General features: G+C 60.9%; 12 protein-coding genes. 3 read left to right on the forward strand and 9 right to left on the reverse strand.

Going from position 1 to position 15150, the window contains the following annotated elements; genetic code table 11:
• Positions 1-70 precede the first annotated feature (70 nt).
• The 8 genes from NUV89_RS09365 to NUV89_RS09400 form a co-directional block, all read right to left on the reverse strand.
• Positions 71-2596 carry an acyl-CoA dehydrogenase gene (locus NUV89_RS09365; RefSeq protein ID WP_257781054.1) on the reverse strand — a complete coding sequence of 842 codons (2526 nt, stop codon included), beginning with the start codon at positions 2594-2596 and terminating at the stop codon, positions 71-73.
• Between the two features lie 257 nt (positions 2597-2853).
• Positions 2854-4308 (reverse strand): outer membrane protein transport protein, encoded by a 1455-nt coding sequence (locus tag NUV89_RS09370; RefSeq protein ID WP_257781055.1) that lies wholly within the window; start codon positions 4306-4308, stop codon positions 2854-2856.
• Positions 4309-4416: 108 nt separating this feature from the next.
• Positions 4417-4896 (reverse strand): protein activator, encoded by a 480-nt coding sequence (locus tag NUV89_RS09375; RefSeq protein ID WP_257781056.1) that lies wholly within the window; start codon positions 4894-4896, stop codon positions 4417-4419.
• A 98-nt stretch (positions 4897-4994) separates the two neighbouring features.
• Positions 4995-5516 carry an alkane oxidation protein activator PraB gene (praB, locus tag NUV89_RS09380; protein WP_308220191.1) on the reverse strand — a complete coding sequence of 174 codons (522 nt, stop codon included), beginning with the start codon at positions 5514-5516 and terminating at the stop codon, positions 4995-4997.
• A gap of 102 nt (positions 5517-5618) precedes the next feature.
• The gene (gene praB / locus NUV89_RS09385) at positions 5619-6137 is read right to left on the reverse strand and encodes an alkane oxidation protein activator PraB (RefSeq protein ID WP_257781058.1); all 519 of its coding nucleotides are present in this window, start codon (positions 6135-6137) and stop codon (positions 5619-5621) included.
• Positions 6138-6271: 134 nt separating this feature from the next.
• Complete coding sequence (praA, locus tag NUV89_RS09390; RefSeq protein WP_257781059.1) at positions 6272-6766, reverse strand: alkane oxidation protein activator PraA; 495 nt, start codon at positions 6764-6766, stop codon at positions 6272-6274.
• A 135-nt stretch (positions 6767-6901) separates the two neighbouring features.
• The gene (locus NUV89_RS09395) at positions 6902-8182 is read right to left on the reverse strand and encodes an alkane 1-monooxygenase (RefSeq protein ID WP_257781060.1); all 1281 of its coding nucleotides are present in this window, start codon (positions 8180-8182) and stop codon (positions 6902-6904) included.
• Between the two features lie 294 nt (positions 8183-8476).
• Positions 8477-9475 (reverse strand): alpha/beta fold hydrolase, encoded by a 999-nt coding sequence (locus NUV89_RS09400; protein ID WP_257781061.1) that lies wholly within the window; start codon positions 9473-9475, stop codon positions 8477-8479.
• A gap of 275 nt (positions 9476-9750) precedes the next feature.
• Here NUV89_RS09400 and NUV89_RS09405 point away from each other — a divergent pair, with 275 nt between their 5' ends.
• From NUV89_RS09405 to NUV89_RS09415, 3 genes are read left to right on the forward strand one after another with little or no spacing between them, the layout of a single operon-like run.
• Positions 9751-11286 (forward strand): NAD(P)/FAD-dependent oxidoreductase, encoded by a 1536-nt coding sequence (locus tag NUV89_RS09405; RefSeq protein WP_257781062.1) that lies wholly within the window; start codon positions 9751-9753, stop codon positions 11284-11286.
• Entirely contained in the window at positions 11283-12173 is an 891-nt protein-coding gene (locus tag NUV89_RS09410) for an SDR family oxidoreductase (protein WP_257781063.1), read from the forward strand. Before NUV89_RS09405 ends, NUV89_RS09410 begins: the two co-directional genes overlap by 4 nt.
• A 15-nt stretch (positions 12174-12188) precedes the next feature.
• Positions 12189-13022, forward strand: a complete 834-nt coding sequence (locus NUV89_RS09415) for a metal-dependent hydrolase (RefSeq protein ID WP_257781064.1) — start codon at positions 12189-12191, stop codon at positions 13020-13022.
• Here the strand turns inward: NUV89_RS09415 and NUV89_RS09420 are convergent.
• Positions 13019-15094, reverse strand: coding sequence for an EAL domain-containing protein (locus NUV89_RS09420; RefSeq protein WP_257781065.1), 2076 nt, complete (start codon positions 15092-15094; stop codon positions 13019-13021). The two genes, NUV89_RS09415 and NUV89_RS09420, sit on opposite strands and share 4 nt — an antisense overlap.
• Between the last annotated feature and the right edge of the window lie 56 nt (positions 15095-15150).

The raw sequence follows: 15150 nt of genomic DNA on the forward strand, positions 1-15150 counted from the left end.
ACAGCGATAGCGGTGTGCCTGATACACCGCTATCGCAGGCAAGCCAGCTCCCACATTGACCGCGTTGCGGCTAGTTGACCGAAGCGTTTTCGCCTTGGCTGCTGCGGCGCTTGGCCACCGGTTCCAGCGCCTGCTTGCGCTGTTGCAACGCCTCCAGCAGACCGAAGTCCTGCGGGAAGTCGTCCACCTGGATGGCGTGATCGGCGTATTCCACATAACGCGCCAGCAGGGCGTCTTCGTCGTCGCTAATCAGGTCCTGCGCCCGCGCCTTGACCCGCCACGCGGTGAAGGCCGTGGCCGAGATCGGCAGCGGTTCGAGCAGGCCCTGCTTGATCGCCGGTTTGAGCCGTGCGTCGATCAACTCCACCTGTGGCAACAAGCGGAAGCCCAGTTCGCCGTAGGCCAACTTGTCGATTTCCGCGCGCGGAATGTAGGAATTGGCCAGCAAGCGGTCGCGGGTCTCGCCGGGGGTTTGCACGACGTCCGCGACCTGCGCCAACAGGCGATCCGAGGGTTTGCGCAGGGGAATGCCCAACGGAAAACTCAAGCCACGCACCACCGCCGCAGCGGCTTTGGATGGGTAGTTGTCGAGCACTTCGGCGAGGGCTTCATGGGCGCGCAGCAACGCATCCTGAGCCGCCCAATGCACCAGCGGCAGGTCCGCCTGGGGCCGGCCGTCGTCCTCAAAACGCTTGAGCACGCAGGACAGGATGTACAGCTGCGACAGCATATCCCCCAAACGCCCAGTGATACTTTCCTTGCGCTTGAGGGCTCCGCCCAGCACGCCCATGGACACATCCGAGATCAATGCCAGCACCACCGACAGACGATTGGCCTGGCGGTAGTAGGACGCCAGTGCCGGATCTGTCTTGGCCGGTACGGAAATCAGCCGCCCGCCCGTCAGCGCATGCACCGCGGCGCGTACGGTATTGGCCAGGACAAAACTCACATGGCCGAACATCGCACGGTCAAAGTCTTCCAGGGATTGGCGCCGGTCCGGGTTGCGCGCCGCTTCCATCTCGCGGAACACGTAGGGATGGCAGCGGATCAGGCCCTGGCCAAAGATAATCAGGCAGCGGGTCATGATATTGGCGCCCTCCACCGTGATGGCGATGGGGCTTTGCTGGTAGGCACGGGCCAGGAAGTTGTTCGGCCCCATGCAGATGCCCTTGCCGGCCACGATGTCCATGCCGTCGTTGACGATGATCCGTGCACGTTCGGTGACGTGGTACTTGGCAATGGCCGAGATCACCGAGGGTTTTTCGCCGGCATCCAGGGATGCCACCGAGACTTTGCGCACCGCATCGCACGCGTACAAATGCCCGGCCATGCGCGCCAGTGGTGCCTGCACGCCTTCGAACTTGCCGATGGGCAGGCCGAACTGTTTGCGCATCGCCGCATACGCAGTGGTACCGCGCACGGCGACCTTGCCCAGGCCGACGTTGGCCGACGGCAGGGAAATCGCCCGGCCCGCTGCCAGGCATTCCATCAGCATGCGCCAGCCGTTGCCGACTTGTTCGCGGCCGCCAATCACCCACTCCAGTGGGATAAACACATCCTTGCCGGTGGTCGGGCCGTTCTGGAACACCGCATTCAACGGCCAATGCCGGCGGCCACTGTTGACCCCTGGATGGGCGGTCGGGATCAACGCACAGGTGATGCCCAACGAACCGGCCGGGCCGAGCAAACCGTCCGGGTCTTCGGCGCGAAACGCCAGGCCGAGCACAGTGGCAATCGGCCCAAGGGTGATGTAGCGCTTGTCCCAGGTCACGCGGAAACCCAGCACTTCCTCACCTTCATGGGTGCCCTTGCAGACGATGCCCAGGTCGGGGATCGCGCCGGCGTCGGAGCCAGCGTAAGGGCTGGTCAGGGCAAAACACGGAATGTCCTCGCCCCGCGCCAAACGTGGCAGGTAGTAGTTGCGCTGGGCGTCGGTGCCGTAGTGCAACAACAACTCGGCCGGGCCCAGGGAGTTGGGCACCATCACCGAAATCGCCGCCGCCGAGCAGCGCGTCGACAATTTCATCACCACCTGCGAATGGGCGTAGTGGGAGAAGCCTTTGCCGCCGTACTGCTTGGGAATAATCATGCCGAGGAAACCGGCGTCCTTGGTGTACTGCCAACCTTCGGGGGACATGTCCTGCCACACCTGGGTGGTTTCCCAGTCGTTGGCGATGTCGCACAGGGTCTCCACCTCGTTATCGAGGAAGGCCTGCTCTTCTGCGCTAAGGCTGGCCGGGGCGGCTTGCAGCAGGCGCTGCCAGTCGGGTTTGCCGCTGAACAGCTCGGCGTCCCACCACACGGTGCCGGACTCGATGGCGGCGCGTTCGGTGTCGGACATTGCCGGCATGATGGTGCGAAACAAGGCCAGGGCCTTGCGGGTCAACAGCGTGCGGCGCAGAGGCTTGATCGTCATCAGTAAAGCGGGCGCCAGCACCAGCAAGGCTGCGACCGTGACACCCAAGCCCTCGACCACATTGAACAGATAACCCACCGCCAGCCAGACCAGGCCCGCACCCAGCCACAAGGTGGCCGCCGCTTGTCGATACGCCAGGGCAATCGCTGCTGCGACACCCGCCAATAACCAGATAACCATGGGGATACCTCTACTCGATTCAGGGTACGGCCTCGGTGCCACAGCCCGGATAAGCTGCGGCACAAAGCCACACTACAAACTCGCAAAGCATTTTTCAAATTTTGTTTTGAAATTTTTATTTAATGCTTGGGCGAAAAAAACAGCGGCTGAACGGGTCAGCCGGATCAATCAACACGCAAAAAAGGAATGAGGATGAACCACGGAATAACGGCAGCAAGATGCGCTTGATGCCCTCTTCCATCATCCTCGATCAATCATCAGAACGCGTAGGTGGCCGACACACTCACCACATCGCCCGACGACTCGGCTTTACCGTCGAGGCTCGCGCCCCCTAGGCGGTCGACGTTCTTGGTCTTCAACTTGACCTCCTGGACGAACTGGTGCGAGTACGCCACGTCAAGGCTCAAGCCCTTGATCGCTTTGACCTCGTAGCCCGCGCCCAATGACAGGAATGTACGGTCGCCGTCTGGAATCCGTGGGTCACGGGTCGAATTACGGGTTGGCGTCTGGTCAAGGGCCACGCCCGCACGCAGGGTCAGCTCATCCGTGGCACGGAAGTCGCCACCCACGGAGTACATCCAGGTGTCTTTGTAGTTGTAGGGAATGGAGACGATGGTGATATCGCCGGACTTGAGGGTCAGGTCCTTGAACGACGACCACTGAGTCCAGGCCACACTGGCGCCCAACGTGAAACGGTCGTTGAACTGGTGGACCCAGTCAAAGGCCGCCGTGGCCGGAATGTCCAGTTGGGTGCTGGCATGCGCGCCATCCGGGAACAGCTTCAGCCCAGGGTAAGCCTCTTCGACCAGCGTGCCACTGCCACCAAACGGGCTGGGTTGGGTCATCAGGTTGTAGGAAAACTGATCGGCGTAGATATTGTATTTGCCGGTCATTTTGTTCTTGATCTTGGCGTGATAATTCAGGCCCAGGGTGTCTTGCTGCGTCGGTTTCCAGACGACACCGGTGAACCAGCCCGCCGAGATATTATCGACCTTGACCCGCATCAGCGCGCCACCGACCCCTGCCGGGAAGTCGATGCCGCCCAACAACTCGGACTGGGAGTTGGAGGCTGCCGCCAGCAAGTCGATGTTCTGGCTGACGAAGCCTTTGCTGTGCTGGACGATGACACCGCCACCAATCGAGAACTGATCGTTCACTTTGAACGAAAGAGAACCGGTCAGGCCGACGGTTTCAATCTTGGTGTCTACCGCAAAATCCCGCAGTTTCGAGTCCGAATCCCACGTTGAACGCATGCCTTGCGGAACCACCTGGCTCAAGCCGAACGCAAAGCGGTCACCCAGGGGCATCACCATGAAACCGGTGGGCAACCAGGCGGTGAACCCGCCTTCACCGCCATCGTTGTTGTTCACCGTGGCCTCTGAGCCCGGGAACCCTTCGTCAGTGACCGGCGTGTTGGTCACGGGGTTGCCAAGATAGTTGTTGGCCTCCCCTTTGTACTTGATCTTGATTCGCGCGTAATCGACGGTGAATTGCGCAACATTGTGCTCAACAAATGCCATGGCCGCCGGGTTGTTGTAGGCGGAACTGGGGTCGTTCTTGAACAGCGAGCCCCCGCCAAACGCACGTCCCCAGCCCTGCGCACCATAGGTCGGTGTGGAGAAGCCGCCGGCTTGCACCGGCGCGGCAACCATCACCCCTCCCATCAGCGCCAACCCCAGCAATACCTGTACCTGTTGTTTTTTATTATTCATGCGGCACTCCTTATTGTTATCTCACTGAACCGACCCCAGCCGGTTCGTCATGCTGCTTGGTTCGCCTGGTCAAAGGCGGTACTTCGAATAGCGGCGCCAGGATCAACCTCAAGGGTTGATCGTCAGCACCGGCGAAGGCTTGAAGGTCAACGCGGTGATCTTGCAAGTGGCATTCATCGTGTATGGGCTAGCCAGATTGAAGGCGCTGCTGGCAGCGCTCCATTGCAGGCTCAAGGTGCTGGGCGTCGCACAACTGTCGTAGGCCGCCTTCTCGCTGAAACCGGCAAGCGTTGCCGTATTCGCGCTGGTGGGCAGCAACGTCCAGGGCAGGTTGAGCGGTGCCGAATAGGTACACAGCAAGTTGGTACCGCTGACGGGGGTAAAGGTGGCGCCGGTAATGGTTGCGTGGCTGCCATCGGCGGCGACTTGGCCGGTCAAGGTGAGGTTGCAGGGAACCGGGGTCCACGCGAGCATCTTGACCGCTGTGGAAATCGAACCCGTGGTGGTAAATGCAGTTCCCGCTTGTGCAAACGTGGCCGCTGTTGCCATCGATGAGGTGAACACCACACCCAAGAGCAGTGCGGCCAAGGAAATTCGTGAGCTGACGCTTTGCATTGTCTTGGTCCTCAGACATTTTATTTTTCAGCCGGCTCCGCCAGCGTCTATTCGTTAACGCGGTGCATTAATCAGGGAATGATGGACGTAGCGGGTATGGCGACGTTCAGTGACGACACGCTGCAACTGCCCGGTAGATAGAGGCTCAGGGCCGATACATTGAGCACCCCAGGTCCATTTGCCAGTCCCAAGGAAAACGTTGCGGGGCCGCAGTTGGAGGCCGGAATAAGAGGAAGAAGCGGCGCAATGACGAATCCGAGATTGCTCAGCACGCCAGCCGTCAGTGTGGTGGGCGTCAACTTCCAGACCAAATTGTTCATCTGCACTCTTTGGCACAGCGCCTCAGCCCCTGAAAGCCGGATGGATTGGATGTCGATCGCCGAACCATCCAGCCGTACACCGCCGGACAACTGAATATTGCAATTGATCGCCGCCCCAAAAGACGAAGGCGACCTCAGCGTAATCGTGCCGGTTGGACTGGTGGTAAACAGTGAGCCTGGGTTACTGAACGTCGCGGCACTGGCGACCAAAGGCACACTCACCCACAGCGCAAACAATCCTGCTCCTGCGAAGGCATGTAGTCTTTTCACCATCTTCCCCACCTGTCCGGCAAACTCGACCACCTATAAACAGGTGCCCCGCGAGGGGCACCTGCGTTGTTACGGGTGATCAGCCCTTGTTACGGAGTGTCGTTATCAAGGAACGATGGTCACGCCGGTCGCGGTGACATTCAGCGACTGCACGGTGCAGCTGCCTGACAGTGGCTGGTTGGCAGCCGCCAGGCTGATGGACGACGCCGTAGACGCCAGGGTTACGTTGATCTGCGATGGGCCGCAGTTGGTGGCCGGGATCAGTGGTGGAGCACCGGTGATGGTGTAGCCGACGTTGGTTGCGGTGCCGGTGGTGGTGGTGACAGGCGTCAGCAGCCAAGGCAGGCCGGTAATGTTGGGCAGGTTGCACAGGGTGCTGGAGCCCGGGGAAATCGTTACGTTGGTGATATCCGCTTTACCATCGGCGCGAACAGTGCCTTGGAATACAGCCTTACAGGTCACGGCACCACCAAATGACGACGGCGACTTCACCACAATAGTGCCGGTGGCATCCGTGGTGAACGTTTTGCCCACTGGGCTGAACGACGCCGCATTGGCCATTGAGGCCGCACCCATGCAAACAGCCAAAGCAGTGAACGATACGAGGGTTTTCAAACTTTTCATTATTGTTCCTCACATGTTAAGGCGAAGTCATTTCGCCAGGGGTAATGGCCATGAACGAGAGGTCACGGTGAAACACAGCAGAACTTCCCTTTCCAGCCAAATCTCAATTCGATTACCGCTACAACATCTGACGCTTATTCCACAACTTTGAAGTTGGGTGGCATCTTGATCGACACCGTCTTGATCTTGCAGTCTTCGCCAATCGGTACATTGCTGGCTTCCAACTTACCGGTGGCGTTATCCCACGTACCGTCGGCGGTGGAAGGCCCACACTTGCCGCCCAGGCCGAAGGCGTGCACGTCCACGCTGATCTTCGACATGGAACCGCTCTTGGTGTCTTTGGCGACCAATACCCAGGGCAAGTTGATGGCTTCAACCCGGCTGCACTTGAGGCCGCCGTCGAATTCGACTCTTTCGACATTCACCGATGAACCATCCGCCGCGACCTTGCCGGCCACCTTGATGGTGCAGTCGGCGCTGATTAGCGCGCCCTTGGAAAAACTGATGGGGCCCTGGGCCGTAAAGGCACTGCCGGCCGGCTCGATGCGCGCGGCCTGGGCCTGGTGATAGACGATCAGCCCCAATGCGGCCAATAGGATATGGGTGGTGAACTTGGCAGGTGCTTGCATGGTGTACGTCCTTCCCTTGAAATTATTTTTGTTAGGGTCAAACAACTTTCTTGCAACTAAACCGGGAAACCGTGGGCGATAAAAACCTGCGCGATACACAGATCCCGAGTACGCCCACTTACGCGTTAGTTCAGGTCAGAACGGCTTGGCACTGCCGCTGTACTTCTCCAGGTACTTCAAGCGTTGTGACGGTTGAAGATTGGTCAGGGTGATATCCCCGGCGTAATGATTCAGTACACGGTGATCCATGCGCCGGCGCCACAAGTAAGGCACATAAGCCCAGACAATCATGCTCGCGTAACCATACGGAAGTTGCGGCGACTCATCGAAGTGGCGCAGCGACTGATAACTACGGGTCGGGTTGGCATGGTGATCGGAGTGCCGTTGCAGTTGAAACAGGAAGATATTGGTGACAATCCGATTACTGTTCCAGGAGTGCCGAGGCGAGCAACGTTCATAACGACCATTGGGCAACTTCTGGCGTTTCAGGCCGTAGTGCTCGACGTAGTTCACCACTTCCAGCAAGGAGAAACCGTAGACGCCCTGGATAATCAGGAACGGAATCACCGCCGCCCCCAGCCAGGCAATCATCGCGCCCCACAACACCACGCTGTACATCCAGGCGCTGAGCACGCCGTTCTGCCAGTGCCAGGCCGGCAAGCCGAGTTTGCGCAGGCGTTCACGCTCCAGGTTCCACGCCGAACGGGCGCTGAACCACACCGAGCGCGGCAGGAAGGCCCAGAAGCTCTCCCCCAGGCGCGAGCTGGCCGGGTCTTCGGGGGTCGCCACGCGGACGTGATGGCCACGGTTGTGTTCGGTGTAGAAGTGCCCGTAGAACGTGGGCGCCAGGGTGACCTTGGCAAGGAACACTTCCAGGGCGTTGGGCTTGTGCCCCAGTTCATGGGCGGTATTGATGGCGATGCCGGTTGCCGCGCCGGTGGACATGGCCATGCCCAGGTAGGTGAACCAGCTCGGTTCGCCATGCAGTTGGGTGCGCGCGGTGATGTAGCTGGCAGCGTGGGACAGCCAGCTGGAAGGCTCCAGTGTGGCAGCGGCTTGCAGCAGGCCGCCCTGGATGATCCATTCGATGCCGCCGGCGGCGAGCCAACCGGTGATGACCACGGACGAGATCACAAACAGCACACCGGTGTAAACGATCCAGCGGTAGTAACTTTGCGTTTCCAGGTGGCTGACGGCGGATTCAGGCGGGTTGCTGACGTCTTCGCCGAGCAGGCCGTCGATGAGGGGGATCAGGCCGAAGATCACCAGCACGCCGACCCACCACAGTTGCTGGATGCCGGTGGTAATGGCCAGCGCGCCGGACAACAGAGGGGTGGCCAGCGGCATGATGCCCAACCACCACAGGTGGCGCTTGCCGTCGGTCCATACGCTTGGAGCTGTCAGGGTCGAGTTCATGACAGGCTCCTTGGCAGGAGGGCAGAAAACCGGTCCGTGGAGCGTTGAATGCTCGCGAAAACCAACCATGCGATAAAAGACGTTTTTTTCATTTTTATTCGCTCTTAGGCATTTCAAAAATCATTTCAAAATATAAATTGAAATATTTTTTTAAATAAATAACGCGGAATCGGTAGGTCGTCAACTACTTTTTCGAGCCCTTTTTTACGTGACCGGGCAGTCTCTTTTTCAGCTGTTTGGTCAGGTCTCTAGAGCAAGCATTTGCGACAGCCCAACCCGCAACAGAGGCCACGCTTATTTGTTCGCCAGGGCGAACGGCGGGTGCAAAAGCGTCGCGCTTTGGGGCGCGCGCATACGCTTGGCGACCTGCTGCACCACCTCCACCACGCGCGCGGTGGCCGTGATCGGCAGCATGTGGCCTCGCCCTTCCACCAACTGCAGCTTCACGCCCGGCACCAGGTCGGCCAAGGCCTGGCCGTGCTTGCGAAAGTCCAGCACCTGGTCGCGCGAGCCGTAGACCAGGCCGATGGGCAAGGTCAGCCCGGGGTAGCGCTTGACCATCCCAGGCAGGTCATCATTGACCGTATTGATCTCGGTGGAAGCCGCATAGAAGTTGCCGGGCCGCATGCCAAGCAAGCCGCCGCCACGGGTGGCGAAGTCTGCCGGGGCCGGGTCGGGGGCAAACACGCCTTTGACCACCGCGCCTTTGGTCAGCAGCCCGACAGGCATGGTCAAGGTGTAGGCCATCCAGCGCCGCAACCACGCCGGACGTACCGCCAGCGACAGGAACACCAATGGCAACATGCGCTGCGGATGGGTCAGCGGCGCCACCAGCACCAAGCCGCCCACCGCCTCGGGATGATCGAGGGCCAACGCCAGGGAAATCGCCCCGCCAAGGGAATGCCCCAGCAGCAGCGGTTTATCCAGATCAAGGGTCTTGATAAAGGCGGCAATTTGCCGGGCCTGGCCTGGCAGATCAGCCGGGGTGCCCGCATGACGGGTGGAATAACCCGACCCCGGGCGATCCAGGGTAATCACCCGAAACTGCTCGGCCAATTGCCCGGACAAGGCATACGTCAGGTTGCGACTGCTGCCCATCAACCCGTGAATCATCACCAGCGGCGGGCCCTTGCCCTCTTCCACATAATGAAAGCGCTCGCCCTCCACCTCGACAAAGCGCCCGTTGCTCGGTACCGCCGCTTCGATGTGCCGAGTCATCCGCGCACTAAAAGCCCATAACAAAGCACTCGCGCCCACCAACACAGCGCCAGCGGCAATCCATTCGACAGCCATAGCTCGGTCCTCTGCTTCCCTGCTGCTGACGGCCTGACCGGTATTGGTACCAGCCTCAGCTACCGTTAACGCTCTGTTCCTTGACTGCGTGTGAGAGGTGCTGTCCGTCGGACACATCTCATATGAGGAGCCAGTGACTAGCGTAGGCGATATTTTCAGGTAGATTATTTAAAATCTTTTTTAAAATAATTAATTCATTTTTCCTTTGCAATGGTGTTCTATCTAAAACACACAACAAAAACAGGAGCACATGAGATGCCCATAGAGGACAGCCTATGAATGCCCACGACGATGCCATCGACATCGCCATCATCGGTTCCGGCTTTGCCGGCCTGTGCATGGCCATCAAGCTCAAGGAAGCCGGGATCACCGACTTCCTGATCGCCGAACAGGCCGACACCCTCGGCGGCACCTGGCGCGACAACCACTACCCCGGTTGCGCCTGCGACGTGCAATCCCACGTGTATTCGTTTTCCTTTGCGCCCAACCCGGACTGGACGCGGCAATTCGCGCCGCAAGCGGAGATCCGCGCCTACCTGGAACAATGCGCACGGCGCTTTGAACTGGCGCCCTATTTGCGTTTTGGCATGGGCCTTGAGCGTGCGGTGTTCGATGAGCAGCAACAACGCTGGCAACTGCGCTTCAGCGGCGGCCGCCAGGTCAGTGCGCGGGTGTTGGTGTCGGGCATGGGCGGCCTGTCGCGCCCGGCGTTGCCGCTGATTCCGGGGCTCGAGAGTTTCAAGGGCAAGCGCTTTCACTCCCAGCAGTGGGACCACGACTACTCATTAAAAGGCAAACGCGTGGCGGTGATCGGCACCGGCGCCAGCGCCATTCAGTTCGTGCCGCAGATCGCGCCGCAGGTGGCTCATCTGGACCTGTTCCAGCGCACGCCGCCATGGATCATGCCCAAGCCCGACCGGGCGATTTCATCCGTAGAGCGCTGGCTGTTCAAACACCTGCCGTTCACCCAACGTCTGGTGCGTGGCGCGTTCTACTGGGCCCTGGAAGGCCGCGTCGTGGGCTTTGCCTTGCACCCACGGCTGATGAAAATGGTGCAGAAGATCGCCCAGCGTCACCTGCACAAACAGGTGGCGCGCCCTTCCCTGCGCAAAACCCTGACGCCGGACTACACCATCGGCTGCAAGCGCGTGTTGATCTCCAACGACTACTACCCCGCGCTGTCCCGCAGCAACGTCGAGGTGGTCACCGACACCGTGCTGCGCATCGAAGCCGACGGCGTGGTCACCGCCAACGGCATCAAGCACCCGGCCGATTGCCTGATCTTCGGCACCGGTTTCCAGGCCAGCGACCCACTGCCCCGCGATTGCATCATTGGCCGCGATGGCATCGACCTGATGGACACCTGGCACGACGGCGCCCATGCCTACAAGGGCACCACGGTGCCGGGTTATCCGAACCTGTTCCTGATCGTCGGGCCCAACACCGGCCTGGGGCACAACTCGATGATCCTGATGATCGAGGCCCAGGTCACCTACATCCTCGACGCCCTCCAGCAGATGCAACGCCATCGCATCGCCACGGTGGAGGTCAAGCCCGCCGTGGAACAGGCCTACAACCTGGGCGTGCAGGCCAAGCTGCAGCGCACCATCTGGAACACCGGCGGTTGCCAGAGCTGGTACCTCGACCCGCGCACCGGCAAGAACACCACCCTGTGGCCCGGTTCGACCTGGCGCTTCAAGCAAGTCACCCGGCATTTTGCGCTCAAGGATTACGTGGCCAAGCTGCTGCCGATCCAGCCACCCCGCCCGGTCGCCGCGCGCCCCAGCGCCACCGAAAGGAGCCTGTCATGAAGTCATTCAACGGTCGCGTCGCGGCCATCACCGGCGCCGCTTCCGGCATGGGCCGCGCGCTGGCCCTGGCCCTGGCGCGGGAAGGTTGCCACCTGGCGCTGGCCGACAAGAACGGCCCGGGGCTGTTGCAGACCGTGGCGATCATCAAGGCGTCCACGCTGTCGCCGGTGATGATTACCACCCACACGGTGGATGTGTCCGACCGCGAGGCCGTGCAAGCCTGGGCCACCGACACTTTTGTGCAGCACGGCCAGGTCAACCTGATCTTCAACAATGCCGGCGTGGCGCTGTCGAGCACCGTGGAAGGCGTGGACTATGCCGACCTCGAATGGATCGTCGGCATCAATTTCTGGGGCGTGGTCCATGGCACCAAGGCGTTCCTGCCGTACTTGAAAGCCAGCGGCGACGGCCACGTAATCAACACCTCCAGCGTGTTCGGCCTGTTTGCCCAGCCCGGCATGAGCGGCTACAACGCCACCAAGTTTGCGGTGCGCGGGTTTACCGAGTCGCTGCGCCAGGAACTCGACCTGCAACGCTGCGGCGTGTCCGCCACCTGCGTGCATCCGGGCGGCATCCGTACCGATATCTGCCGCAGCAGCCGCATCGACGCAAACATGACCGGCTTTCTGATCCACAGCGAACAACAAGCCCGCGCCGACTTCGAAAAGCTGTTTATCACCGACGCCGACAAAGCCGCCAACGTGATCCTGCACGGCGTGCGCCACAACAAGCGGCGCGTGCTGATCGGCCGTGACGCCTACTTCCTCGACCTGCTCGCCCGCTGCCTGCCGGCGGCCTATCAAGCGCTGGTGGTGTTCGCCAGCAAGCGCATGGCGCCAAAACCGCGCGCCCAGGTCTTGGAAACCAACGACGAGTCCCGTCTCTGAACAGGAGCACCTGCCATGTTGCCGATCCGTCGCGACCTCCACTTTGCCCTGCCCGCCGAGCGCATCAAGGACTGGCATGAACAAGGCCCGTTCATCACGCATTTTTTCAATGCGCTGTCGTTGCTGTTTCCCCAGGGCGAGCTGTTTTTCATGGACAGCGTGCGTCACTACCGCGCGCAAATCGCTGAGCCCGAACTGAAAAAGCAGATCCAGGGGTTTATCGGCCAGGAAGCCATGCACAGCCGCGAACACGTGGCCTACAACGACTTGCTGCAAGCCGCCGGCCTGCCGGCGCACACCCTGGACCGGCGCCTGAAGTTCATCCTCGACTGGCAGAAAAAACACTTCCCGCCGTCGTTCAACCTGGCCATCACCATTGCCCTGGAGCACTACACCGCCATGCTCGCGGAGATCCTGCTCAGCGACCCGTCGCGCTTTGGCGACTCACTCAAGGGTTACCAGCAGATGTGGTACTGGCACGCCCTTGAAGAAACCGAACACAAGGCCGTGGCTTTCGATGTGTGGAACCGCGTAATAGAGCCCGGGCCCAAACGCTACCTGCTGCGCACCGGGACCATGCTCACCACCACGCTGTTCTTCTGGCTGGTGGTGTTTGACTTCCACCTGCGCCTGCTGATTGCCGACCGCAAGGCCGGCGGGCACCTCAAGGGCTTCTGGCGCATGCTGAAATTTCTGTATGGGCCACGGGGTGTGTTCCCACGCATGTTTCGGCCGTGGCTGGATTACTTCCGCCCCGGCTTTCACCCCTGGGACCACGACAACCGCGCGCGCCTGGAACGCATCGACGGCTTGGTCGAGGAAGTCGAACGCAGCTACCCCTCGACCTAAGCCTCGGCCAGCGCCGCACGTTCGCGCACAAACCCTTGCAACTGATCGCCCGGCAGCGCCTTGCTGAAATACCAGCCCTGGATAAACAGCTCGCTGCCGGTATTCAAGAAGGCCAGCTGCTCGGCGGTCTCCACCCCTTCGACCACCACGCCGAGGTTCAGCGCCTCACAGAAGCGCAACATGCCCGTCAACACTTGGGCGCCCTTGGGGTCGCATTGGGCGACCACGAAACTGCGGTCGATCTTGATGAAATCCACCGGGAACTGGTGCAGGTAACTCAGGGCGGAAAACCCGGTGCCGAAGTCATCGATATACACCTTGGCACCAATGGCCTGGAGTTTCTCGATGGTCTGGCGCGTGGCCTGGATATCACTCACCAGCGCGTCTTCAGTAATTTCCACCGACACCTGGCCATGGGCCTGGGCGAGGATCTTCACCAGGCGATTGCCGTAGGCCGGGTCGGTCAAGGTGGCGCTGGAGATATTGATGGTCATCGGCAGCGCAAACCCCAACGCCTGCCAATGCTGGTACTGGCGCACGGCCTCGGACGCCACCCACACATCCACATCCGGCATCAGCCGCGCCTGCGCCAGCCACTGCAAGAACTCCCACGGCGAATGCACCGTGCCCTGGCTGTCACGCGCGCGCATCAGCGCTTCGCAGCCGGTACACAGGCCCGTCAGGGTGGACACTTGGGGTTGGTATTCGAGGTAGAACTCATAGTCGCTGATCTGCTGGATGCGGCTCAGTTCACTGGCCTGGCGCGCAACAGCCTGGTGGGACGCCAGCACCGGGTCGGCCTCCTGCAAGCGGCCTTTTTCTTCGAGGCCGCGAAAGGTCATGTCCAGCGAACGCAGGTACACCGTGCCGCCCTCGGCCGGTTGGCGATGGATCGCCCGCACATAGGGCGCGTAGATCAATGTGCCGACGCACAATAAAACCAGTTGCAGCACCACCGCCGCGATATCGCCGTGGGTGCTGAGGTAGGCGTTGAACAGCACCGGCGAGGTGAACGGCACGCTGGCCACCGCCGGCGACACCCAGCCCAACTGCACCACCGTCAACGCGGCCATCGTGTTGAACGCCGGCACCAGCAGAAACGGCATGAACAAGCGCGGGTTGAGGATGATGGGCAAGCCGAACAACAGCACTTCGCTGACGTTGAACAACGACAGCGGCACACTGGCAATCGCCAGCAGACGCATGGACTGGCTCTTCGAAAACAGCAGGATCGCCACCAGCAGACACAGGGCGCCACCGGAACCGCCGATAAACGCAAAACTGCCCAGCAGGCCGCTGTTCAGCGTGTACCTGATCGGCTCACCGGCCGCCAACGCCGCGGCGTTGAGCACCACGGCCTGGTCGAGCACGTCGAACAGCGGCTGCATCGCATACACACCGTGGATGCCGAAAAACCACAGCAGCGAATTCATCAAGGTCACAAACAGGCCGCTGCCGTAGGGCGAATCCAGCGCTTCGAGCACCTGCGGGCCTTGCAACTGCGCCACGTAGGGCACCTGCAACAACAGCGACAACACCACCACCAGGACCAGCGCCGTCACGGCACCGGGCACCACCATGTTGATGGTGCCGCGCAGGTTGTGCCCCACCAGGTCCTCGTTGACCAGCCGCGTCCAGCGATAACGGTGCAACCAGGCAATCGCCGGCACATTGAGCAGCGGCGAGGCAATCGCGATAAACAGCACAAACGTGGCCGAGGCGCGTGGGTACTCACGCAGGATAAACATGGCCACCACCACATGCGCCAGGCACAGGAACGCCACGGGCAGCTGGGGCAAGCGGTACTGGATCGCCAGCATGTAGCCAATCGACGCCGCCACCAACAGCGGGATCACCGAACTGATCTGGTTGTGCAGGCCGGCCAGGAAACCCACCACCTGCGGATCGAACCCCAATACCCGGGCGCATTCGGACAAGATCAGAAACCCCGCCGAGACCAACAGGCACGGCAGGATCCACAACAGCCCTTCGCGAATCGCGCGCAACGACTCGGTACTGGCCAACGCAGCCAGACGCTGGGTAAAAAACAGCTTGAACAGCGTTTGCGCCATGACCGATCCCTCTGTCCATCGCGGGGCGAAAATACCGGCTAACGCTACACGTCCTG

This window comes from Pseudomonas sp. 18.1.10 (assembly GCF_024655625.1).
In the GTDB taxonomy this organism is placed as follows: domain Bacteria; phylum Pseudomonadota; class Gammaproteobacteria; order Pseudomonadales; family Pseudomonadaceae; genus Aquipseudomonas.

What these genes read in the sequence shown, in the direction of transcription:
- NUV89_RS09365 (WP_257781054.1), bottom strand. Translation starts at nt 2,596, where the DNA reads ATGGTTATCTGGTTATTGGCGGGTGTCGCAGCAGCGATTGCCCTGGCG.
- NUV89_RS09370 (WP_257781055.1), bottom strand. Translation starts at nt 4,308, where the DNA reads ATGAATAATAAAAAACAACAGGTACAGGTATTGCTGGGGTTGGCGCTG.
- praB (WP_308220191.1), bottom strand. Translation starts at nt 5,516, where the DNA reads ATGGTGAAAAGACTACATGCCTTCGCAGGAGCAGGATTGTTTGCGCTG.
- praB (WP_257781058.1), bottom strand. Translation starts at nt 6,137, where the DNA reads ATGAAAAGTTTGAAAACCCTCGTATCGTTCACTGCTTTGGCTGTTTGC.
- praA (WP_257781059.1), bottom strand. Translation starts at nt 6,766, where the DNA reads ATGCAAGCACCTGCCAAGTTCACCACCCATATCCTATTGGCCGCATTG.
- NUV89_RS09395 (WP_257781060.1), bottom strand. Translation starts at nt 8,182, where the DNA reads ATGAACTCGACCCTGACAGCTCCAAGCGTATGGACCGACGGCAAGCGC.
- NUV89_RS09400 (WP_257781061.1), bottom strand. Translation starts at nt 9,475, where the DNA reads ATGGCTGTCGAATGGATTGCCGCTGGCGCTGTGTTGGTGGGCGCGAGT.
- NUV89_RS09405 (WP_257781062.1), top strand. Translation starts at nt 9,751, where the DNA reads ATGAATGCCCACGACGATGCCATCGACATCGCCATCATCGGTTCCGGC.
- NUV89_RS09410 (WP_257781063.1), top strand. Translation starts at nt 11,283, where the DNA reads ATGAAGTCATTCAACGGTCGCGTCGCGGCCATCACCGGCGCCGCTTCC.
- NUV89_RS09415 (WP_257781064.1), top strand. Translation starts at nt 12,189, where the DNA reads ATGTTGCCGATCCGTCGCGACCTCCACTTTGCCCTGCCCGCCGAGCGC.
- NUV89_RS09420 (WP_257781065.1), bottom strand. Translation starts at nt 15,094, where the DNA reads ATGGCGCAAACGCTGTTCAAGCTGTTTTTTACCCAGCGTCTGGCTGCG.